The following is a 22,870-nucleotide window of genomic DNA, read 5'->3' as shown; positions in this document are numbered from 1 at the left end:
ATTTAGCAGTCTCCCGAACGTCGAACAGGTGAAGCGCTAGCGCCGCCCATCCAGCACTCAACGAGACATCCCGCAAAGGAGAACGACCGTGCCCCCACCACTCACGCCTGTTATCACCGTCTTTGAACGCTCGCCGGATTGCGGCACGGGGCTCGCGCGTGACATGCGTGTTCGCTGGGCGCTCGAAGAAGTCGGCCAGCGCTACGAGGTTCGCCCTGTTTCGTTCGGTGCGATGAAGGAACCCGCGCATCGGGCGCTGCAGCCTTTCGGGCAGATTCCGACCTATGAAGAAGGCGCGCTTGCCCTGTTCGAGTCGGGGGCGATCGTGCTGCATATCGCAGAGCACCATGCCGGCCTGCTACCCGAGGAACCGAATGCCAGGGCGCGCGCGATCGCATGGATGTTTGCCGCGCTCAACACGGTTGAGCCACCCATCCTCGAGCACCAGAACGCGGTGCTCCTGGAGGCGGACAAATCCTGGCATGACGCACGTCTGCCGCTGCTCGAAGATCGCATCCGTGAACGACTGGGCGAGCTTGCCGATCGGCTTGGCAACGTAGACTGGCTCGATGGCGCGTTCAGCGCGGGCGATCTGATGATGGTGTCGGTGCTACTCAGATTGAGAGAGTCAGGATTGCTGGAGGAATATTCGAGCCTCTGCGCGTATGTTGCTCGCGGTAAAGCGCGGGCTGCCTACAAACGTGCTTTCGCCGCTCAGCTGGCGCTCTTTCTTGGCAAGCCACCGGCAGGCTGGTGAATATTGGGGGGCGGCGTAAAGCTACCATCCGCGCAGCGCTCTGCAAATGCTACAAATGTAGCAGCGAAATAGCTCAGCCATTCCCTCAAGCGTGTTCTATGCTCAATTTGCAATTGAAATAAAGACGATTTTTTATTCTCATTCCTTATTTACGGGAGTTACAAATGACCGCGTGCGGCGCAGTCAGCTCCCATCACCGTGACTCCCCAACCGGAGCATGCGGCCGATCAAACGCGCTCTTCAATCTGGTTTCCCGGGATCCGGCTGGTTGCCGCTGCATTAGACCGGAGATTCAATTCATTCGATCGACCGGTGTTTCGTCTTCCAATTGTGGATGTTATGTGAGTTCGAATGCCTGGCGGGTTTGTTATCTGGAAGCGCATCCGAGGGTTTATTCACCGCGCACTGCTGCCGGAAGAAACTCGAAATAGCCTGACACGGCGAGACCGGCAGTCAAACTGAAGGCAAACAGCCGCCGCGCCACATTCGCAAGTAGAGTCTGCCGACTGTTCCAGTCGCGCTATCGAACTGAAAGGACCGCAATGAAAATTTCACGGACTTTCAAGCAAGCTTTCCGGTTCGTCGCCAAAACTGGCCGTGTTGTCGTGCGCGCCGTGCAGTCTGGCTTTCGGGGCCTTGGCTATCTGCAGAAAGGCCTTGTTGCAATTGGCGTGATCGCGGCGGTAGCCATTGGCCTGGCCTATACAACGTCTGGCTTGCGTCCGGTTACCGTCATTGAACCGATTGCAACGCCCAGCGATCTCGCCGCGGAAGGATTCACCGCGACTACGAGTCAAAGCCGGTTCAGCGAAGACATGCTGTCGATAATCAATTCCGCCTCTTCAGTCATGCCCACGGAGATTCACGATACGCTAGAAGAAGAAGGCACCAAGGACGTGCATCTGCAGGTTCCGGACACGGGAATGTCAGTCCTCGACGTGGTGGACGCAATCAAGGACATGACGCGGCGTGACGGTCGTATCACCGCGGAGATTGTCTGGGAGGGAAAGACATTGTGGCTATTCGGTCGCGTGGTAAAACCCGGCGGAGAAGCGTATCTGTTTGACGCTTCTAGTGATAGTGGCAACGTGAATGAAGTCATTGCCAAGGGCGCCCGCGCCGCGATGGCGATTTACAGCCCGTACATGCTCGCTTCGTCTGTATTCGATCAGGCACAGAAAGAATGCGAGGACGGAACCTCTTGCGAATACACTGACGCGGCGAATGAATTTGAAAAAGTCCTGAAAAGCGCTACACCCAAGGATCAAACCAACCTCGCCATGTGGGCAAATCTTGGACTGTCGAAGATTGCCGAAAACAATCTCGACTACCTGACAGAGATCGAGCGTGCGCGGCAGGCACTAAGGATTGACCGGAAGTTTTCCTGGGCGCGCTACAACTGGGGTATCGCACTGGAAAACATGGGTTGCGATCAGGAAGCGCTCGAAAAATATCAGCGGGTAGTGAGCGAGCGTGACCGTTTCGCAGCCGGACACAACGCGCTCGGACGCGAGTACCTCAAAATTGCCAACCACGAGTATGTGCCGACGGACGCGTCGCTTCGACTGCATGCCAGGCCAGTAGCGTTGGCCCAACAGGAATTCGAAGCGGCCATCGGGCGCGATCCTCGCTATGCCGAGGCCTATATCAATCTGGGCGAGGCGCTCGAACTACAGGGCGAACATGGTAAAGCGCTGGATAAGCTGCGCGCCGCCATCGCGCTGGACGGCGACTACACCAGCAAGGCCTACAAGGAAGTGGCAAAAATCGAGACCCAGCTTGGAGATGCGGGGCGGGCGGCCACTGCATCGGAGGAGGCCGAGATTAGCGAGAAGCGCCATCCCCAGTGTCGCGGCTACTCGGAATGGGGTGACCCTGACGCATGGGGTCGTTGCGTGGCTGACCTGGCTAAAGCCGAGCTACCGAAAGTTGGTCGGCGCACGGCGAACTGGCCAACCGCTCACTTCGAGGCTAAAGATTGCCGGAAGTACGCAATCGAAAACTGGCCTTGAAGCGGCGAGCCAAATCCGTCAATCAAAGCAGCCAACCTGACGGAGCGACGGCACGAAAATAGCGCGGGCCGGCTTCTTGCTACATCTCCCATGCCGCATCCTCAAACGCCGACCGATGGGAATCCGCATGCGCTCGCCAAACCGCTTGGCCACCTCATTGGCCCTTTCAGTGGCTATTTCCATGCTCGTGCCGCTCGCCTCCTGCGCGCTCGGGCCGTCAGGTTCGAGCGACGCGGGCTACGGCGCGGCGCCGGCCATCCCGGCTCCGCAATCGTCGTTGATTCCCATGGTTAATATTGCGCCGGTTCAGGCACCTCCGGAAGGCTTCATGCCCACCGCGCCGGCCGGCTTCGCCGTCACCGAGTTTGCCGGCGGTCTCGCCCACCCGCGCTGGCTTTACACGCTGCCAAACGGCGACGTACTGGTAGCAGAGAGCAACGCGCCCGCAGAACACGATGAAGGCAGCGGCCTGTTCGGCTGGGTCCGAAAACAGGTCATGAAGCGTGCGGGCGCCGGTGTGCCGAGTCCCGATCGCATCGTGTTACTGCGCGACACGGACGGCAGCGGCGTCGCCAAAACACAGACCGTGTTCTTGCGCGGGCTGCACTCACCGTTCGGAATGGCGCTGATTGGCAACCAGCTCTATGTCGCCGACACAGACGCACTGCTGCGTTTCGACTACGTGCCCGGCGCCACCCAGATTACCGGTGCGGGCGTCAAGGTGACCGACCTGCCGGCGGGGCCAATCAACCATCACTGGACCAAAAATATTCTGGCGGATCGCGCCGGCAAGCATCTGTACATCACCGTGGGATCGAACAGCAACGCGGGGGAAAACGGCGTCGACGCCGAAGCAGATCGCGCGCGGATCCTCGTGTTCGATATCGAAACGGGTCAGTTAAGGCCCTATGCGACGGGATTGCGCAACGCCAATGGACTGGCCTGGCAACCGGATAGCGGCGCGTTGTGGGCAGCCGTCAACGAACGTGACGATCTGGGCAACAACCTCGTGCCGGACTACATGACCGCTGTGCAAGACGGCGCGTTCTATGGCTTTCCCTATAGCTATTACGGCCAGCATGTCGACACCCGCGTCAAACCTCAGCGTCCTGATCTGGTTGCCCAGGCCATCGTGCCGGATTACGCGCTCGGCAATCACACGGCTTCGCTCGGTCTGGTCTTCTACGATGGCACGCTGTTTCCGGATCACTATCGTGGCGGCGCCTTCGTCGGTCAACATGGGTCCTGGAATCGCAAGCCGCGTAGCGGATACAAGGTGGTGTTCGTGCCATTCGCAAACGGCAAACCTGCCGGCGTGCCCGAGGATTTCCTGAGCGGATTTCTGACCGCAGACGGTCACGCCGTGGGTCGGCCCGTTGGCGTCGCACTGGACGCACACGGGGCCTTGCTGGTGGCCGACGACGTTGGCAATGCTGTGTGGCGAGTCGCGCCGCGTGGCCCGGTCAAATCGGCGGAGCTTGCTCCGGCAGGCAAGTGACTTCCGAAAGCGTTGCGGTATTGACGACGCAATCAGAGTAACGATCTGTTCGTTGAACGTGAACGCCGCCGGGTCTCACATCCCGACGTGATCGTCTCACTCCAGAGAACGACTGCCAGATCCACTCGGGGCCGCAACGCGTGGACGAGCGCGCGTGACGAGAAACGTAACGGTCAGGACAGCGGAGCCCAATGCGACGGCAAGAATAAAATTCGGCTCGAGCGGTGTTATCACCTGAGGAAGCAAGCTGATCGCGAGGGCTGGGGGAAAGTTCAGGCGAAAGATTCGCAAGACCGCCATGCCCGCTATCAGCGCGGCAACGACGGATGCCGGTCCGACTCCGATCAGCGCTACCGCAGCGAGGCCGACGGCTGCACTTATCGTGCTGACTACGATAACCGTCCACGGATGCCTCGCCCAAGGGCAGGTATCAGGATGCACGAACATCTCGTATCCAATCACGACCAACGGCGGAAACAGGATCAGGCGCATTCCGGTCAACGCGCCCAAGGAGTACGCGAGCAGGAGGAATGCGATGAACGGCGGCAGCCATTGCGAAAGTCCAGCTGCGGGATGCGCTCGTTGTTGCGCGGGGGACGGAACCAACGCAAGGCGGGCGCTGAAGAGCTTTCGATACACGAGAGACGATATCGCCAGGAGGATCGTGACGAATGCGATGGATGCCGGATACTGCCAGCTGGTGAACCCAAGCGCCATCGGGAGAAATCCGGCCGAAATAGCCGGTGCGATGGGCGAGCGTAGCAGCCGCAGAAGTACAACCGCTGAAGCGATACAAAGGACTACGCCAATCGGTCCATAACCGACATTGCGCGTGATCAGGACACCGATCGTCGCCGCTGCGGTGGGGGTGATGATCAACATGCCAGGGGCACTGGCCCACGCGCCCTTCGGACGTGAGAAAACGTTGAACGACAACGCGCTCAATTCGGGAAAGAGCAGAAACGGAACGCCCGCGGCGAGAGCGAGCTTCGACGTGCCCCCGAGCAAGAAAAGCGTTATCAGTTCACCCATCAAAATGAAGCCGGCGGTCATGGTGCGTCATCCATAATTGGAAAAACAATGCTATGCGAATTCTGTTTGTGCGAATATTTCCTAAAATCTCACCGCTAATATGAGAAATTGCACAGATGTTCGACTGGGAAAACATGCGGTATTTCTTGACCGTCGGTCGTTTCGGCACATTGTCGGGAGCGGCGCGCGCACTCGAGGTCGACCACGCGACGGTGAGCCGGCGTGTGAGCGCGCTCGAGGAGCAGTTGAACATCCGCCTGGTCGAACGTCTGCCACGTGCATGCCCACTCACCGCCGCCGGACAGCACGTATTCGACCTGGCGCAGACCATGGAGGAAAGTGCCTATGCCGTCGAGCGGTTTGTCGTCGCCAGCAATTCCCCTTTGACAGGCAACGTCACGCTTAGCGCGCCGCCCGTCCTCGTCGCGAATTTCCTGGCCAGGCAACTGGCTGATTTCAAGCTTGCCCATCCGCGCGTGCACTTGCACATCTCGGCTCAGCCACGACAGGTGTCGCTGGGACGCAGAGAAGCAGATATTGTCTTGAGGCTGGTTCGCCCTCGGGAAGCAACCAGCGTTGCGCGCAAACTGGGTCGCCTGTCGTTCGACCTGTATGCCAGCAAAAATTATCGAATGTTGCACGATGCCTCCGCCTGGGAATTTATTGTCTACGAGCCGGATTCCAGTGACGTGCCGCAACACAAATGGCTGATGGACATCGTCAAGGATCGGACCATTGCATGCGAAATCGGCGACATCAATGGTCACCTTGCTGCGGCCCAGGCGGGGGCGGGGGTGGCATGCCTGCCCCGCTTTCTTGCAGATCAGGACCCAACACTACAGCGTGTCCCACACGAGGCACCTCCGTTCTCCCGCGATATCTGGATGGCAGTACACCGCGATCTGCGCCGGTCGCCTCACATACGAGCCGTCATGGAGTTTCTGCTCAAAGTAGTGAGTGAGAAATTCGACGTCGCTTCGGGCTCCTAGCTGGTTTCCGCGTTGACTCGTCGAACTGCGTCCCATGTGCTTGGGCCATTTCAATCAAACGATCGAGCGCATCCACAGTGAAGTCCGCCCGACGTGAAACCACGATACCTGCGGTCAGTCCGCGCGCCCATTCGACCAAGGACGAGCGGTAGACGACCATCGCCGAGGCTCGCCATACCAAGGTATGGCTTTGATAGAACGATGGGCGGGCCGTCTTTTCCGTCTGCCTTTTAAGTCCGCTTCCGCGGCAACTCCTCAAGCTTGACGACCTCGACTAAGGCATAGGACATGGCGACCAACGTCCGATTGGCCGCTACTCGCGTATTGCCTAATGTCTCAGAGATTGCCGCGTGCCAACGACGACGGCCTGGACAGAAATGGTCAATCACTTCAATTAGCGGAACACAGTCATGCTATCCACTATCGCGCCTGTACTCTTCGTGCTTGTTTGGTCGACAGGACTCGTCGTAGCACGTGCAGTCGTGCCACACGCGTCAGCTGAAATGTTCCTGTTTGCCCGCATGGCTTTAAGCGCAGCCGTATTAGCAGCGCTGGCGCTTTCTGGCCGTGAACCTTGGCCGCGCCGAAGCCAGTTCACCATGCACCTGCTGGCCGGCGCAATGTTGCACGGCGTCTATCTAAGCGCGGCATATTGGGCTATCGGTCATGGAATGCCGGTCGGTGTGATGTCTCTGCTTGGGAGCATGCAGCCGCTTGTCTCCGTGATTGCCTTGTTTCTGATGACCGGCGAACGTCCATCGTCGCGGACAGTGGTCGGGCTGGCCACAGGAATCGCAGGTGTGACTCTCGTACTATTTCCTGCGCTCGACGGCATCGGCCATCAACCTATCACCCTGTGGACCGCATTGATCGCGATCCTCGCAGTAATCGGCATGAGCGTCGGCACGTTGCTCCAACGCGGCCGGCTAGCGAACGACGGCGTGCGCGTTTCGGCGAGCGTGCAGAACGCCGGAGGCGCACTGGTCGCGCTCGTCGCCATGCTGACGAGCGGCTCCTATGAATGGACGCCGTCTTTTACGCTTTGGTTCAGTCTGCTCTGGTCGGTACTAGGATTGTCGGTTGGCGCAACATTGCTGATTGTCTGGATGGTGCGCGCCCACGGTGTGACAAAGATGAGCGCGCTGCTGCTCGCAGTGCCCGGGCTCGCGGCCATCGAAGCGTGGTTTCTATTCGGCGAAAGACTAACCGTTACGCAGATCGCCGGCTTTGGGCTCGCCTTGATGGGCGTTGTGCTCGCACGCAGCATGGCACCAAAGCGTGCAAGCGGCCACGTTTCCGGTGCAAGCGGAGCGCGTTGAAAAGCCAGAACGAGCACCGCCGCCGTTTCATGCACGACGTGGTTGAAAGCGGCGCTCAGCGTGACACCATTCGCGGTTTCGAAGTTCTTCCTGAACGCCGACTCGCATGAGTGGCCCCACGGTTTCGGCGATGCTTGCAACGCTGTGCCCAAAGCGCAACGCCGTCCTGGCGCTGGCGTCGGTCAGCACACCCTAAGGAATCCGAACCTGGGTGAGACCGTTACGGACGCCTGTGTGTACGCTGAATGGTCTCACACCGGAAGAATCGCATTGAATGGGTAAGTTCGTGACCGGCCGCCGACGTGAGAACCGATGGTCAGTGCGCGAGTGCTGCGATGCGCTCATGCACGCAGACAATGTCGATGAATGGGATAGCGAGGTCGTGCGTTTTGCTAAGCAGATCGACAGGCCGAGGATTGGACTTAATCCTCGAGCCTGTCGTGTGCCGATGTGAATGACTTTGATCCGGCGAGTCGTTTTTATAACGTTGACTTAGACAAATTTCAGATCACATCGACGACGAGCTTTCCTTCAGCGGTCCCGCCAGTCATCGACTCATAAGCCAGGTGCGCCGAACCCAGATCGAAGCGGCGCGGGTCCTGACGCACGACCAACTTATCCGCTTCGGCCATCGCTGTGGCCTGACGCAAAATCTCGCCGTGATGCGCCCGGTGCTTGCCGCTCAACAAAGGATGCAGGCTAAAGACGCCCGAGTAGCTTGCCTCGCGAAAGGAAAGCGGCGCGAGGGCGTGAGTGCCCCATCCAAGCGCGCTGACTACGTGCCCGAAATGCCTGACTGCCCGAAAAGATCCTTCGAGCGTCGGGCCGCCTACCGTGTCGACGACCAGATCGAATCCCTCGCCGTCCGTGTACTGCTCCACATACTCTTCGACCGTTTGCACCGCATAGTCGATCGGCGTGGCACCGAAACCCGCGACGACGTCCTGGTTGCGCTCACTTGCCGTCGCGAATACGATCGCGCCTCGCGCCCGGGCTATTTGCACGGCGACATGTCCCACGCCCCCGGCGCCGCCCTGCACGAGTACTGTCTGACCCGCCTGCAAATTCGCGCGGTCTACCATTCCGCACCACGCAGTAATGAATGCGAGGGGCAGCGCAGCGGCCTCGCGCATGGACAGGTTGACGGGCTTTCGCGCCAGCAGACTGGCGTCCACGGACGCATATTGGGCGAGCGAACCCGGAATGCCGCCCACACCGCCAGTCATTCCATATACCTCATCGCCGACGCTAAATTCGGTGACGCCTGGTCCAACCGCATCGACCACACCGGAGACGTCGATGCCGAGTATCAGCGGCAACGGATGTCGAGCATGAGCCGCCGCACCCGCGCGGATTTTCGTATCCAGCGGATTCAATCCACTTGCTGCGATGCGAATGCGGACTTCGCCCGTGGCCAACTCAGGAATAGCGATGGTGGTGAGTTCAAGGGGTCCGTCGTGACGGGTGAGCACAAGCGCTTGCATGTCCATAACCAATCCTTTAAATGAGCGTCGTGGTCTCAAGAAAGTGCCGGCGACACTAGCAAGAGACCACGAATACTTCTGTTGGATCACACGGAAAAGACCGGTCAACCACCCTTAGAGTAGGTGTAGCCCCGAACCTGAAGATCGACCAGGAAAGACACCACGCTTGGCACGAGGACGACACCCGGGATCAGATTGTTAGTCAGATCGGCAGCAATCTCGTCGGCCGTGCTGCTTCCATTTGCGGCGGAGCTTTGCAACATACGGGCAATCGCATGGATCGAATCATGACAAGCGATGAATACCGCGCCACGCCGTTGCAGGGAAACGATGTTGTTGTTGGCCGGCCCATAGAAACCGCTCACTTCTTCCACGCTGTCGCGCATCGACGCATCCGGCTTCTCGACGATCAGCGTGTTTCGTTGAAACTTCGGCCCCGCAAGGGTGGACAGGTTGTACTTGTCCCACATTGCCTGCGAGAACAGCGCAAGATGAGCAAGTCCATGCGTCGCGGAAACGGCGAGAAAATTTGCGTTGCCATTTCCGAACACCTGGCCATTCACGGCTTCGCGCATCAGGCCCGGCCACGGGCCGGCGAGGTCGGTGTTTTCCCATACTTGACGCGCCTTGGGTTGATACGACAGCACTTCGGCGGCAGCCTCATGGTCCCAATAGTTTCGATCGGTGAGCATGAACGGAACCGAATCGAAACTGCGCCGGCGCGGGGACGCCGCGAGACGCTTGCCAAGCTCGCTGAGTGCTTTGGCGCCATCCGGTGACGGCGACATCCCGACGTTTTCAGCTTCGTTCGCAACGGCCTGCCGATGAGGCAAAAGCGCGCCGATCGACAGCGTTGTCCAGCCAATCATTCGAAGCGCGTCCCGACGCCTGGATCCCTCAAAAGTAACCGACATATCGAACCTCATTTTTTAAGTTCATCGTTTTTGCGGAGGGCCGGTACGACACCGTACCGGCCAGATTTGACATACGGTCTTAGTACGCGCTGCTCGATTTGCGGACAAGTTCAGCGACTGCGTCTTTCATCTTCGTGATGGTTTGTACGTCGTGAATGCCGTAGCGTTCAGCCAGCCGATCGAAGTTGCCGTAGCTGACCCATGTGCGGCCACGCTCGTCTTCCCACACAGAGACGCGAATCGGCAACTCGCTGGCAATACCCGGTTGTTCCTGCATCAGCTTTGTGCCAGCCGCCGGATTGCCAAAGACGATGACTTCGGTGGGCCGCAACGGCAGTCCGACCTGCTGCGCGTTCGCCTGGTGGTCGTAGTGACCGAAGATCTGGCCGTTGCCCGCCTTGATGTTTTTCTCGAGTCGCGCCACGGTCTCCTTCACATCGAATACGCTTTCATACGTCGAGGTTTGCGCGGGGTCGTTTCCCGAACCCAGCGTCGCGTCGTATGCAGCGGCGATGCGACGTGCAAGATCGGTGAGGTCGACGTTCTCGGTATTGGCGAGCAAGGTGACGCACACCAGTTCATTCGGATCGGTAAAGCGACTCAAATACGCGCTATAGCCGGGCGCATTCCCCTTGATATCCATGAAGCCTTTATGTTTGGTGAACTGCCAGCCGGCCATCGCGGGTACCACCGTGCCGTTTTCGAGCGTGGTGGGCTTGTACACCAGGTCGCGGTGCGCGACGTCTTTGATGACTTCGTTGCCGGCGAGTGCGATGTCCCAGGTACTGACGTCCTCCGCGGACGCCCACAACGACCCAAAGGCAAACTGGCTGGACGACGTCGCCGACGGGATTGCCGTCAGCGTCCCGTCGATCACGCGATACCCGGCGGAAGGTTCGACCGGATTGATATAGCGGCCGTCTGTCACGAACAGGTGATGGCGCATGCCGGTTTTTTCGACTGGATCGATGCTGGCGTGCGCGGGAAAGTCCTCTATGAACATGGTATGGGTGAGCCCAAGCGGCTTGATCTGGCCATTCCAGATGAAGTCGTGATAGCTCATGCCACTCGCAGCTTCAATCGCGAGACCGAGAAGCAGGAAGTTCGTGGCGCTTTGCGCAATCTGGGTGCCGGGCTTGAATGCCAGCTTTTCTCCCTTGACCATGTCGATCAGTTGCTGCGGCTGATACTCCTGCGTGGAGTCGTACCCCGGCGAGCGTCGGTAGTCCGCAATGCCGGTTGCGTGCTGCAAAAGCTCCATGACCGTAAGCTTCGACCATGACGACGGCAGGTTCTGAACATAGGTGCCAATCGGCGCCTGCAAGTTCATCTTCCCTTGTTCGACGAGCTGCATGACGGCCACAGCGGTGAAGCCTTGCGTGATCGGGCCGATATTCCAAAGCGTGCCCTGAGAAGCCAGCAATTTCTTCGCCGTGTCGCTCTCGCCGTATCCCGCGACGCGTGGAATGTATGGCGCTTCGACGATAGCCATGCTCAACCCCGAAATGTGCTTCTCCTGCATGAAGTCGGCAATCATCGTGTCGATGCTTTGCCCGTAATACTCCAGGCGAGCATCGCCTCGTGCTGCGTTAGCCGAAGATGACGAGAGCGCAAACACGGCACCAATCGTCATGGCAGTGGCCAGAACCTTGAGATAAGACGTTTTCATTGTTTGGAGTCCAAAAAATATTTATCAGAAAAGGCAACGTAAGAAGCGCCTGGATGGTTTTTTCTTGCCCTGCTTGAATCGCAGCCGGATCAAATATCGATATTTGCGCCGTGAGATCAAGATACGGTGCAACGAGGGGGGTGCCCATCCGACCAATTGCTATCGCGCAACCCACAATAGAAGAGACAACCCATACGAAGGTCTGGCTTCGGATTGATGGCTGCGCTCAATGCCCGTCGGCAGAACGCTCAGCTACCACAGGTTCGTCTCGCACGCAGGCAGACGTTCGTAGAGAGTGCATCACTCGAAGGCTGTGCCGTCTTATTACTTCGTGCAATAGGATTGGCGCGTTTGCATCCTTACGATATTCATCAGGGCGTACGGTGATGAAGCGTATTCGCCTGTGCTGCGAGTCTAGACATAGGCGGCTCCGGGCACCTCGAGTCGTTTCATACGAACAATTTTTTGAATGGCGGAGAAAATGCAGATAATCAAGTGCCTTGAGCTATTCAAAGCGGTAGCCGAACATAAAAGCTTTTCGAGAGCCGCCCTGGCGAATAACCTCGCGCCAGGCGCGGTCACGCGTGCGGTCCAGGAGCTTGAAGCAGAGTTGGGTGTGAGGCTGCTGCACAGAACCACACGCAAACTCTCGGTAACTGATGTCGGCATGACCGTTTACAACCGGGCGGTCCTGCTACTCGACAGCTTTACAGAAATCAAGGAAATCGGCGAAGCGAGCTCGCGCACCATGAGTGGAACAGTGCGCGTGGCAATTCAAAGGCTGCTCGGGTTCGACGCGCTCTCCTCGGTTCTGGACGGATACATGCAGTCCCACACCAACATCACCGTGGACGTCGATTTCTTCGCCGACGGAGACGATCCGCTTGGCTGCGGCGCAGACATTGCCATCTCCTTGCAGCCCGAGGTGCGAGACGTCTACATCGCGAGACAAATCAGCTCGCTCAGCATGTCACTGTTTGCTGGAGTGCGGTTTTCGGCAAATACCAACGCTGGGTCGCCAGCCGACCTTTTGCCGGAAGAACGCATGTCGGTTGGCGGAACGTCATGGGACCTGCTTGCCGAGGGATCCGGGAAACGCCTGCACCTCCCTTGTGGCTCGCGGTTTCGCTCCAGCAGTCCAGAGGCAATAGCCGTGGCCGCTGTTCAGGGCTTTGGCATCGCCTTGCTCCCGCCGGATGCAGCAAAGCCTTATGTGGAGGCGGGCCAGCTTTTTTCGCTGTTTGACGGCTGGCACTCAGCGTCCGTCCCGGTCGCAATCAGCTACCGTTCGCGTCAGTTTGTCCCTGAAAGGGTTCGCAGCCTGATTTCATACATTAGCGAAAACATCGATCGGCGCGATGTCGACGGAAGCACTCTCGCGGAGGTTGCGTGCAAGCGTCCGATGCGAAAGGATGACATTGCACAGCTTCTGGCTCTTGATGCGTGACCCGCCAGCGTTGCCCGTTGCCGGGCACCTTGCGTCCCGATAGTTGGGTCTACGGCGCGCGCAAATTAATTCGAATGCCCAATGAACGCACGGCCGAATGCGACGACATACGTGAGTTTGATCATTGAGTCTGATCGAGCTTTTCTATCGTACAATTGCGCGGGCAGCAGCGTCATTAGAGTCAACTTAGCAACCAATCGCGGAGCGCTCGCAACGACAGGTCGAGGCGAACATCGTGACGCAATCAGGGTTGCTTCGGCGATCAAGTGACCAGGCACTCCCGAGCACGACCCGTTCACTTTTGGACGTCACGCAGGCAACTTGCAGGCTGAATCGACGTACGCAGAGCGTGCGTAAGTCGTGCCGGCCCGAGCGCAGTCTCTCTCGACCCAGGAGCGGTCAGATGAATACACAACAATCCGGCGCGGTCGAGCCTGCTGCAATTGTCTACGTTATCGACGACGACGAATCCGCTCGCCGGGCCCTCAGCGGTTTGCTGCGGTCGGTGGATCTGACGGTCGAAACCTTTGCGTCGTCGCAGGAATTCCTGGCCAGCAAGAAGACCGCGGGTCCCAGTTGCCTGATCCTCGACGTGCGTCTGCGCGGCGAGAACGGTCTTGAGTTCCAGGATTCCATGACACGCGGCAACCTGCACATGCCGGTGGTGTTCATTACCGGTCACGGCGACATTGCCATGACCGTGAAGGCGATGAAAGCTGGCGCCCAGGACTTTCTTTCAAAGCCATTCCGGGACCAGGATCTCCTGGATGCGGTCGACCATGCCCTTGCGAAAGACCGCGAGAGACTGCGAACTGCGCGTTCCATCTCGTCGCTTCGCGCGTCCTATGAATCACTGACGCCTCGCGAGCGCGAGGTCGTGGGTTTTGTTCTGTCCGGTCTTCTCAACAAACAGATCGCTTCCGAAATGAACATTTCCGAAGCCACCGTAAAGATGCACCGCGGCCAGGCCATGAAAAAGATGGCAACCCGTTCAGTGGCCGATCTCATCCGCAAAGCGCAATCCCTGGGCGTTGAGCCCCTGCGCGCGCAATAATACTTCGGTCACGAGATGGACCGAAGCAGTGAGCCGAAATAGTCAGCATGGCTTAGCAATAAGCACGGGCACAGACAAAGCCGGCGAGGACAACCCATACGCGTGCCACGGCCACCATGACAGACCTGTCGGACTACTCCCTCGCATTGCTGAGATCGTCGAAACTCAGGCTGTATCGAGGCACGAGCACCACATCGGGACCCGCTCTTTTCGTGAGGCCGGAAGGAAACGATGCCGACAGCGAGGCGTCCCGCCGGCTGCATCACGAATACGAACTTCGCGCGGAATTGTCTGCGCCATGGGCGCTTCGGCCAATTGCGCTTCTGCACGACAACGGTCAGCCGCTGCTCATGCTGGAGGATCCAGGCGGGGACCTGCTGCGCAAGTCATGCGATGAACCCATGACTGTGGACCGGTTCTTGCCGCTCGCGATCGAAATCAGCAAGGCATTGAGCGCCGTGCATGCGCGCGGGATCGTTCACTGCGATCTCAATCCGAACAATATCCTTGAAACACACGCCGAGCGCGGCGTGCGCCTGACGGGTTTTGGCTGTGCGTTTCGCGACACCCCGGAACATCGTCAGGGCGACCTGCATTATTCGAACTACGGCACGCTGGAATATATGGCCCCGGAGCTTTGCGGCCAGATGAACTGTCCGGTCGACAACCGTGCGGACCTGTACTCGCTCGGCTGCACGTTTTACGAAATGTTGACCCACTCGCTGCCAATGGGCGGCAGCGACCGGTTGGCTCTCGTCCATGCGCATCTTGCGCGCTCCCCTGCCTTGCCGTCCGAGTTGGTGCGTGGCATTCCGAGGCAGCTCGAGATGATCGTGATGAAGCTGCTCTCGAAAGATCCCGAGGAGCGCTACCAGTCGGCGGCAAGTCTCGCTGCGGATCTCGAGCGGTGCACGGCAACCCGGGCTGGCGGTGACCGGGTTGCGCTGTTTCCACTGGACATGCCCGCGCTCCCCGGCCGTCAGCGGGTCTCGCCGCGGCTGTACGGACGGGACGACGAGACGAAAGTGCTGCACGCTGCATTTGAGCGCTGCGCGATGGGTAAGCCGGCCGAGATGATCCTGGTGTCCGGCTATTCGGGCGCGGGTAAATCGTCCCTCGTGAAACAGTGGATCAGTCAGCGTGTTACGTCACCGCACCTTTTTGCCGCGGGAACCTGCGAGCAGGTCAACAGCGCAACGCCGTACACTGCCCTGTTCCAGATCATCGAGAAACTGGTCCGTCCCATTCTTGGCCAGGACGAGGAAACATTTCTCGCGTCGCAGCGCCGCCTGCTCGACGCGCTCGGAAACAAGGCCAGGGCGCTGTGGACCACGGTCCCTGACCTGAAGCTGGTTCTGGGTGATCAGCTGGGCCCCGACGATTCAGCGCTTCCTGTCGATCGCGCCCAGTTTCTCAAGGCCGCGGCAGATCTGATCAAGGCGTTCTGCACGCCGGAGTGCCCGCTCATCCTCTTTTTCGACGATCTTCACTGGGCCGACGAAGGCACGATCAGCGCGCTCGCGTACTTCAACAAGCTGGCCGACACGCCCTACTTGTTGTTGATCGGTGCATATCGCAGCAACGAGGTCCGCGCGGACCATCCACTGCTGCAACTCACGGAAGCACCGGGTTGCAATCATCTTCAACTATCTCCGCTCAATAGAGACGACACCGCACTGCTCGTTGCCAGCACGCTCGGCTGCTCACTTGAACAGGCAAGTCCAGTCGTTGATCTGGTCAAGACGAAGACCGGTGGCAATCCATTTTTTGTCACGCAATTCTCAATCGAACTTGCGCAAGAAGGGTTGATTGAATTCGAGCACCACTCGACGTTACAGGTGCGCGACATTGACCGGATTCGAACGAAGGCCTATACGGACAATGTGGTTGACCTGATGTTGCGTCGCTTCGATCGCCTCAGTCCGGCCACGCAGGGCGCACTGCGGCATTTCTCCTGCCTTGGCAGCGTGGCCGCGGTCCAAGCACTGGCGAAAGCAATGGATTGCGCGCCCACAGAACTGGATGCCGCATTTGCCGAGGCCTCGGCGGCGGACCTCGTGTACCGCAACGGCGACGCCTACCATTTCCGCCACGACCGGTTTCGCGAAGCCGCCTACGGTTCGATGGACGTCGCCGGACGCGTCGCCATGCACCTCGATATCGGGCGGCGTATGGTCGCTCGCATCGTGGATGACGACACGTGCGAGGATATCTACGAGATCGTCAGCCAGATCGATCTGGGTAGTCATGCGGTGACATCCGAATCTGAACGACGGCGATTCGCGAACCTCAATGTGGTCGCGGCAAAACGCGCGAAGACCGCGACCGCCTACGCATCCGCATTGACGTATCTCGTCGCGGCAGCCGAGTTCCTGCGCGCCGAACCGGATGACAATGCAACACAGTGGATCGAGTTCTGGCGCGCCGATTGCGAATGCCTGATTGGCAAACTGGAGCCTGCCAAGCAGCGGCTCGCCGCATTGGCGGCACGTGACATCAGCATGGCGCTCAGAGCCGAGATGACCCGTCTGGCAACGGGTCTTCACACCGCGCAGAACCGGCCCGACCTGGGGATCGAGGCGGGGCTCGACTTTTTGCATCGGTTAGGACTTGAACTGGAATTCAAGCCGACCGACGCGCAGGTGGACGAGTCCTTCGCGCGTTTTGTACAGCGTATTGGCGAACGCTCGATTGCAGACCTGGGTGCCATCCCCATGATCAGCGACCCGCTATGGCGTAGCGCGATCGACGTGCTCGCAGACCTCATTCCGCCAGCGCTTTTCATTGATGCAAACCTGGTCGACATGATCCTGCTTCACGTCGGCAAACTGAGCGTGGAACACGGTCTCTGCGATTCTTCTGCGTTTGGATTCGTGTTTCTGAATTTCGTGTTTGGCGTGCGTTACCACGACTACCGCAAAGGATACGAGTTCGGCAAACTTGCCGTGCAGCTGGTCGACCGCTGCGGCCCATCGCGCTACGCATCGCGTATCTACATGCGCTTCGGTACCCTGGTTATCCCCTGGTTCCGACCGTTGGGTGAAGGCGCGCCGTTCGTTGAACAGGCCTACAAGATCTCGGCGGAAATCGGCAACCTGGTCTTCGACGTATCCAGCGCGAGGAACGTTTCGAGTCTGCTGATGCTCGCCGGCGCGCCGCTCGAAGACGTTTACCGCGAGGCGGAAAAAGGCGTCGCCATTGCGCGTGCTTCGAAGTTTGGGCTCTACCTGAATGTGTTGGGCACGCAACTCGATCTGGTCAACGCACTGCGCGAAACGGGCATGAAGCTCGACGACGACGGCACGGTGTCTGCGGGAGCATTCAACACCGACCTGATCAGCGCGTCGCCGCACAACACCACCAGCGTCGCGTTCTCGCAGTGGAGCTACAGACTCCAGGCGGCTTGTATCTTCGGTGAGGTGGTTGTGGCGCTGGAGGCCGAGCAGATGTGCATGCTGTCGTTGCGCGCATCGAAGAGCATTCTTGAAGTCATCGACTTTCGCTTCTACAGCGCGCTGAACCGCGCAGCCGCCTGCGTCGCCTCGGACACCGATTCCGAAACGCGGACCGCTCACCACGCGAGCCTGCAGGATCACTTCTCGGAGCTATCCGTGCTGGCGCAAGCGTGCCCAGCCAACTTCGCCGGTCGTCATGCTCTGGTGGGCGCGCTGATCGCGCAACTCGAAGGCAACGTCACGCTTGCTCGGCAACGCTTCGAGGAAGCCATTCAACACGCCGAGTCCAACCGGTTTCTGCAGGTCGAAGCCCTCGCCAACGAGCGGGCGGCAGCATTCTGTGCCGAACTTGGTCTTGAACAGAACGCCCGCACGCACCTGCGCGCCGCGCGCAACGCGTATGCGCAATGGGGCGCCCGCGCCAAGGTCGATGAACTGAACCACCGTCATGGACTTTTGCGGGACACGCAATCTCCGGCCATACCAAGGCAAGCTGACGAATTCCCCTATCAGCAACTCGATGTCGCTGCAATCATCAAGGCGTCCGGCGCGCTGGCAAGCGAAATCGTCCTCAGCAATCTGATCGAAACACTCGTGACGACCGTCGTGCAGCACGCCGGGGCTCAGCGCTGCATTCTGGCACTCCCGCATGGCCCGTCGCTCAGGATAGAAGCCGAAGCGCAAGTTCGACCGGCAGGCATTGACGTCAGGATGGCCACGGCGGAAATGTCACCGACGGATCTGGCGGTCTCCGTGGTGCATGCTGTCGTGCGCACCGGCAAACATATTGTCCTTGATAACGCGTTCGAAAGCGGCCCATTTGTCCGCGATGAGTACGTGAAGCGCAATCGCTCGCGTTCCATCGTCTGCACGCCGCTGATCAAACAGACAAAGCTGGTCGGCGTGCTTTACATGGAGAACGATCTCGCGGTTGGTGCGTTCACCGCGGACAAGATCGCCATCCTCACCCTGCTGGGAGGACAGGCGGCGATCTCTCTGGAAAACGCGCGCCTCTACGAGGACCTGATTGAACAGAACCGCGCCAGAGCTGAGGCTGAGGAGGCACTCAGAAACGCGTTGGCAAATCTCGCGCGGGTCACTCGGCTCACCACCATGGGAGAGCTGGTGGCATCGATCGTCCATGAGGTCAGTCAGCCCTTGATGGCAATCCAGACGTCTTCGGGCGCGGCATTGCGCTGGCTTAACCGGGATGCCCCCAACATTGCGGAAGCGAAGGACATGATCAGCAACGCGGTCGCTGACAGTATCCGCGCGTCCAAGGTGATCCAGGGCCTGCGAGCGATGGCCAAGCAATCCGAACCGGTCATTGCCGTCTTCGATCTCAGCACAGCTGTTTTCGAAGTCCTCGCCATGTTGCGCGGTCAGATACAGGACCACGACGTGGAGGTGATCAACCAGTCCGAGACTGAATTGCTCGTCAAGGGCGACCGCGTTCAGATACAGCAGGTCGTGATGAATCTGGTCGTCAATGCGACAGAAGCCATGGCGACGATCGACGATCGACCACGCCTGCTGAAGTTGTCTTGCGCGGCCGTCAACGAGAGCCGCATACGCGTCAGCGTGACGGATACCGGTCCCGGCCTCGATGCGGAAGTGGCACATCGCATCTTCGAACCGTTCGTGACCACCAAGGCCTCCGGCATGGGCATGGGGCTTTCCATCAGCAACTCGATCATCGAGGCGCATCATGGACAGCTATCGGTCGAGGCGGGCAAGCCCTTCGGGACTGTCTTCAGTTTTACACTTCCTGTCGCGGAGCACGTGGAAGATAGCGGCAACTCCTGAAGGCAGGTGCGGGCCTGTTCGCGGACCGAAAACAGGCTGGCGTCCGCGCATCCCGCGGCCCTGTCAACATGCCGGGCACGGCAGCATTCGGGTCCCTACCCAGACCTTGGTATTAGGTCCCTCACCGAATAGCCGGGAGCCACCGACGTTCGGAGAATAGTATCGGCTTCATAGTCTCTCTACGATGGTTACAGCACGGCAGAACGCAAACGCCGACAACCGGATCGCCGAACCAGGCGACCAGCGTTCAGCGGTTTTGACGTCCGTGCATGACCTCGCCGGTTCACCCCGGCAATCAATCGCGCCCACCGCGCTTAAGGAGTTGCTATGAAGTCCTTCACTTCCGTTGTCCTTGCAGCCAGCATTCTTCTCGTCCCGTTGAGCGGCTTCGCTCAGCAATCCGGCAGCACGACCACACGCGCCGTGGTTCGCGCAGAACTGATCCAGTTGGAACAGGCCGGTTATTCGCCGTCGACCGGCAATGAGACACACTATCCCGCTGATATTCAGGCAGCCGAAGCGAAAGTGAGCACCGAATCTGCACCTGTGGCAACGGGCAGCGTGGGTGGTTCCGAAAGCCGCTCCGAATCAGGGCGGCGCACCGGCCGGACAATGGCCAGCTCTTGTGAGGGCCCTGTCAGCTTTTGTTCAACGTACTTCGGCGGTTGAAGAAGAAAACACGCAGCCTGCCAGGATGACGGATTCTCGCAGGCTGCAGAGTCACACGCACTCACCCGCAACGGGCTGAAGGCAAGCGCGAAGATTGATACATACGCACATGCTTTCACGGCCTGGCTACCCATTCATTCGTCTCAAGTCCCCTGCAACGCAAATGCCCATCAGGGCGCACTCAAGTCACCCCACAGTCGCATCGGACAACGTGGAGTAACGGAACCCCTCAGGCGTTGCCGGACGCAGCCAGCGCACGCTCGAGATGCTCAGCCATGACCGTTGGATCGATGGGCTTCAGAAGGATGGCGATGACTCCGGGCACGCCACGTTTCTCGTCGAGCTCCGGAATGGGGAAAGCCGTGACAAAGATCGTTGGCAATCGATAACCTAGCTGCAAAAGCCGGTCGTGCATCTCGACGCCGGACATGCCGGGCATACGCACGTCAGATACCACGCAGGCCGTTCGTGCAATGTTCGGCGACTGCAGAAAGGCGAGCGCGGACTCGAACAGTTCCGCCTGCCATCCCATCGACCGGACGAGACCCGCGATGGCAACCCTGATGGCCTGGTCGTCGTCCACAATGGCAATAATCTCGTCCGATTGAGTATGCAATTGGAACTCTGTGGAAAAAATACCGTGTAACCGGCTGGGCCAAAGCGACAAAAACGCTCCGATGACTGGACAGGGTATCGACTGTTCGGAAGGCCGGAAATACTACTTAAGTATGGGGTTGGGGCTTGGCACCGCACCTGAACTTGAGACGATAAAACATGATTACGAGTCGATTGAGGGTTCGTGGATACGCCTGGATTGATTAGTCTTCATCTGGTCGCCCTTTTCGCTGCAAACCCTTTTTCGGACTGGAAATATCCAATGAACACGCCCTCTTGCAATCGAACCGCCATCGTCACAGGCGCCTCCAGCGGCATTGGTTTTGCCATTACGGAAGCATTAGTCGCAATGGGTTTTAACGTAGTCGGAAATGGGCGCACGGACTATCGCCTGGCGGCAGCGGCAACATTGCTGGGCAACACGCCGCGGTTTGTGCACGTGGCGGGCGACATTGCCGACCCGGCCGTTGCAAACGCCCTATTCAAGAAGGCAATCGCGGAATTCGGTAGCGTCGACATCCTCGTCAATTGCGCAGGGGCGTTTATCGCCAAACCGATGGGCGACTACACCGAAGAAGACCTGAACCTGCTGATCAATACCGTTTTAAAAGGGTTCTTCTATCCGGCTCAACTCGCGGCAACGCATATGTCGGAGAATCGAGCAGGACATATCATCAACATTACGGCGAGCATTGCGATGCAGCCGAACGTTCGCGTTCCATCGGTCATTCCCGCTCTGGTGAAAGGCGGTATTAACGCCGCAACGCGTGCGCTGGCACTTGAACTCGCGGCACACAACGTCAAAGTAAATGCGGTCGCGCCGGGGGTCATCGACACGCCGTTACACGAGCCGGGTGCCGTCGAGCACTACCGTGCGCTCGCGCCGTCGGGCGCGGTGGGAACCACGAAAGACGTGGTCGACGCGGTGCTTTACCTGCTCGGGTCCAGTTTCGTTACGGGGATCATCGTGCCGGTTGACGGCGGTTCAACCGCGGGTGTCTGGTGAAATGATGAAAACCTGGCGTGATGAACGGATCCTGTCGCTGTTCCGCATCGAACTGCCGATCATTCAGGCGCCCATGGCAGGCGTTGGCAATCCTCGACTAGCGGCTGCGGTGGCGCGTGCCGGAGGACTGGGCTCCTTGCCCTGCGCTTTGCTCAGCCCCGAGCAGATACGCAGCGCTGTTGCGTCGATGCGCACGCAGACGGCAGCCTCATTGAACCTGAATTTCTTTTGCCACACGCCGCCTGCGTTCGACCCGCATCGGATGTCCGTCTGGCAGCAGCGCGTCGATGCGTATGCGCGTGCTGCGGGCCTGCCGCATGTGCCGCCTCTGCCGCCAGTAACGGCACCTCCGCGCGGTGCCGGCGTTCACGCGTTTGACGAATCGTTCTGTGAAGTCGTCGAGCAACTCGGGCCGCGCGTGGTCAGCTTCCATTTCGGCTTACCCGAGGCGTCGCTTGTGGCTCGGGTCCGTGCGACAGGCGCCAGAATCATTTCGTCGGCCACGACCGTCAGCGAAGCCCGGTGGCTGGAGCAGCAAGGCTGCGACGCGATCATCGCAATGGGCACTGAAGCCGGTGGTCACCGTGGCACGTTTTTGCCTGGCGAACTGTACACGCAGGCAGGGACGTTCGCGTTGGTGCCGCAGATTGTCGACGCCGTCAGCGTGCCAGTCATCGCCGCGGGTGGCATAGCAGATGGGCGCGGCCTGGCAGCAGCACTGATGCTGGGCGCGTCCGCCGTGCAAATGGGCTCCGCTTATCTGCTCGCGGAAGAAGTCGAATTGCCGCTTCTTTATCGGATGGCAATAGAACGGGCCAGCGACGAGTCCACTGCACTCACCAATATATTCACGGGACGACCGGGGCGAGCTGTCGTCAATCGCGCAATGCGAGCACTCGGTCCACTTTCCACCGATGCTCCGCCGTTCCCGCTCGCCGGCCTCTCACTCGCGCCTTTGCGGAACCATTGTGAGCAAAACGGAGCTGACGACTTTACGCCGCTCTGGAGCGGTCAGGCAGCGAGTCTGGCGAAGGCTTTGCCCGCTGCCGAAATTACCCGCAGCGTTGCCGCGCAAGCCCTGGAGGTGATCGGCGGGAAAAACGTCTTGCCCCAGTAGCGATGATGACTGCATCGGAGCGGTCTC

16 protein-coding genes are annotated in these 22,870 nt (G+C 59.3%); 11 read left to right on the top strand and 5 right to left on the bottom strand.

Annotated features, from left to right (window positions below; genetic code table 11):
- Positions 1-88 precede the first annotated feature (88 nt).
- The 3 genes from D0B32_RS04530 (at position 89) to D0B32_RS04520 (ending at position 4,267) form a co-directional block, all read left to right on the top strand.
- Positions 89-757, top strand: coding sequence for a glutathione S-transferase family protein (locus D0B32_RS04530; RefSeq protein ID WP_259294872.1), 669 nt, complete (start codon positions 89-91; stop codon positions 755-757).
- 542 nt (positions 758-1,299) lie between these two features.
- Positions 1,300-2,769: a tetratricopeptide repeat protein gene (locus D0B32_RS04525; protein ID WP_117332454.1), complete on the top strand. Its 1,470-nt coding sequence runs from the start codon at positions 1,300-1,302 to the stop codon at positions 2,767-2,769.
- A gap of 127 nt (positions 2,770-2,896) precedes the next feature.
- A complete protein-coding gene (locus tag D0B32_RS04520; RefSeq protein WP_117332453.1) occupies positions 2,897-4,267 on the top strand; it encodes a sorbosone dehydrogenase family protein in 1,371 nt (456 codons plus the stop codon).
- A 96-nt stretch (positions 4,268-4,363) separates the two neighbouring features.
- Here the strand turns inward: D0B32_RS04520 and D0B32_RS04515 are convergent, their stop codons facing one another.
- The gene (locus D0B32_RS04515) at positions 4,364-5,320 is read right to left on the bottom strand and encodes an HPP family protein (protein ID WP_117332452.1); all 957 of its coding nucleotides are present in this window, start codon (positions 5,318-5,320) and stop codon (positions 4,364-4,366) included.
- A 95-nt stretch (positions 5,321-5,415) separates the two neighbouring features.
- Here D0B32_RS04515 and D0B32_RS04510 point away from each other — a divergent pair, with 95 nt between their 5' ends.
- Together D0B32_RS04510 and D0B32_RS04505 are read left to right on the top strand one after the other, a co-directional pair.
- Positions 5,416-6,288, top strand: a complete 873-nt coding sequence (locus D0B32_RS04510) for a LysR family transcriptional regulator (protein WP_117332451.1) — start codon at positions 5,416-5,418, stop codon at positions 6,286-6,288.
- Between the two features lie 410 nt (positions 6,289-6,698).
- A complete protein-coding gene (locus D0B32_RS04505) occupies positions 6,699-7,607 on the top strand; it encodes a DMT family transporter (RefSeq protein WP_117332450.1) in 909 nt (302 codons plus the stop codon).
- Positions 7,608-8,110: 503 nt separating this feature from the next.
- Here the strand turns inward: D0B32_RS04505 and D0B32_RS04500 are convergent.
- From D0B32_RS04500 to D0B32_RS04490, 3 genes are all read right to left on the bottom strand, one after another.
- On the bottom strand, positions 8,111-9,097 hold the full coding sequence (locus D0B32_RS04500; protein WP_117332449.1) for a zinc-dependent alcohol dehydrogenase family protein: 987 nt from the start codon (positions 9,095-9,097) through the stop codon (positions 8,111-8,113).
- A 98-nt stretch (positions 9,098-9,195) separates the two neighbouring features.
- Positions 9,196-10,005 carry a transcriptional initiation protein Tat gene (locus tag D0B32_RS04495; RefSeq protein ID WP_147329491.1) on the bottom strand — a complete coding sequence of 270 codons (810 nt, stop codon included), beginning with the start codon at positions 10,003-10,005 and terminating at the stop codon, positions 9,196-9,198.
- Positions 10,006-10,084: 79 nt separating this feature from the next.
- Positions 10,085-11,674, bottom strand: coding sequence for a serine hydrolase (locus D0B32_RS04490; protein WP_117332447.1), 1,590 nt, complete (start codon positions 11,672-11,674; stop codon positions 10,085-10,087).
- Between the two features lie 481 nt (positions 11,675-12,155).
- On the opposite strand from D0B32_RS04490, the gene D0B32_RS04485 reads away from it, so the two are divergent.
- From D0B32_RS04485 to D0B32_RS04470, 4 genes are all read left to right on the top strand, one after another.
- Positions 12,156-13,121 carry a LysR family transcriptional regulator gene (locus D0B32_RS04485; protein WP_181969708.1) on the top strand — a complete coding sequence of 322 codons (966 nt, stop codon included), beginning with the start codon at positions 12,156-12,158 and terminating at the stop codon, positions 13,119-13,121.
- Between the two features lie 403 nt (positions 13,122-13,524).
- Complete coding sequence (locus D0B32_RS04480) at positions 13,525-14,175, top strand: response regulator transcription factor (RefSeq protein ID WP_117332445.1); 651 nt, start codon at positions 13,525-13,527, stop codon at positions 14,173-14,175.
- Positions 14,176-14,291: 116 nt separating this feature from the next.
- On the top strand, positions 14,292-19,436 hold the full coding sequence (locus D0B32_RS04475; RefSeq protein WP_117332444.1) for an AAA family ATPase: 5,145 nt from the start codon (positions 14,292-14,294) through the stop codon (positions 19,434-19,436).
- 327 nt (positions 19,437-19,763) lie between these two features.
- On the top strand, positions 19,764-20,105 hold the full coding sequence (locus D0B32_RS04470) for a DUF4148 domain-containing protein (RefSeq protein WP_117332443.1): 342 nt from the start codon (positions 19,764-19,766) through the stop codon (positions 20,103-20,105).
- A 229-nt stretch (positions 20,106-20,334) separates the two neighbouring features.
- On the opposite strand, the gene D0B32_RS04465 is transcribed toward D0B32_RS04470, so the two are convergent.
- Positions 20,335-20,721 carry a response regulator transcription factor gene (locus tag D0B32_RS04465; RefSeq protein ID WP_117333456.1) on the bottom strand — a complete coding sequence of 129 codons (387 nt, stop codon included), beginning with the start codon at positions 20,719-20,721 and terminating at the stop codon, positions 20,335-20,337.
- Between the two features lie 261 nt (positions 20,722-20,982).
- Here D0B32_RS04465 and D0B32_RS04460 point away from each other — a divergent pair, with 261 nt between their 5' ends.
- Positions 20,983-21,726: an SDR family NAD(P)-dependent oxidoreductase gene (locus D0B32_RS04460; RefSeq protein WP_117332442.1), complete on the top strand. Its 744-nt coding sequence runs from the start codon at positions 20,983-20,985 to the stop codon at positions 21,724-21,726.
- 4 nt (positions 21,727-21,730) lie between these two features.
- The gene (locus tag D0B32_RS04455) at positions 21,731-22,843 is read left to right on the top strand and encodes a nitronate monooxygenase family protein (RefSeq protein WP_117333455.1); all 1,113 of its coding nucleotides are present in this window, start codon (positions 21,731-21,733) and stop codon (positions 22,841-22,843) included.
- Positions 22,844-22,870: the final 27 nt, after the last annotated feature.

The sequence above is a fragment of the Paraburkholderia sp. DHOC27 genome (genome assembly GCF_003429005.1).
Classification (GTDB): Bacteria; Pseudomonadota; Gammaproteobacteria; order Burkholderiales; family Burkholderiaceae; genus Paraburkholderia.
Note: the sequence above shows the minus strand (reverse complement) of the source record. Positions and strands in the feature narration are given on the sequence as shown.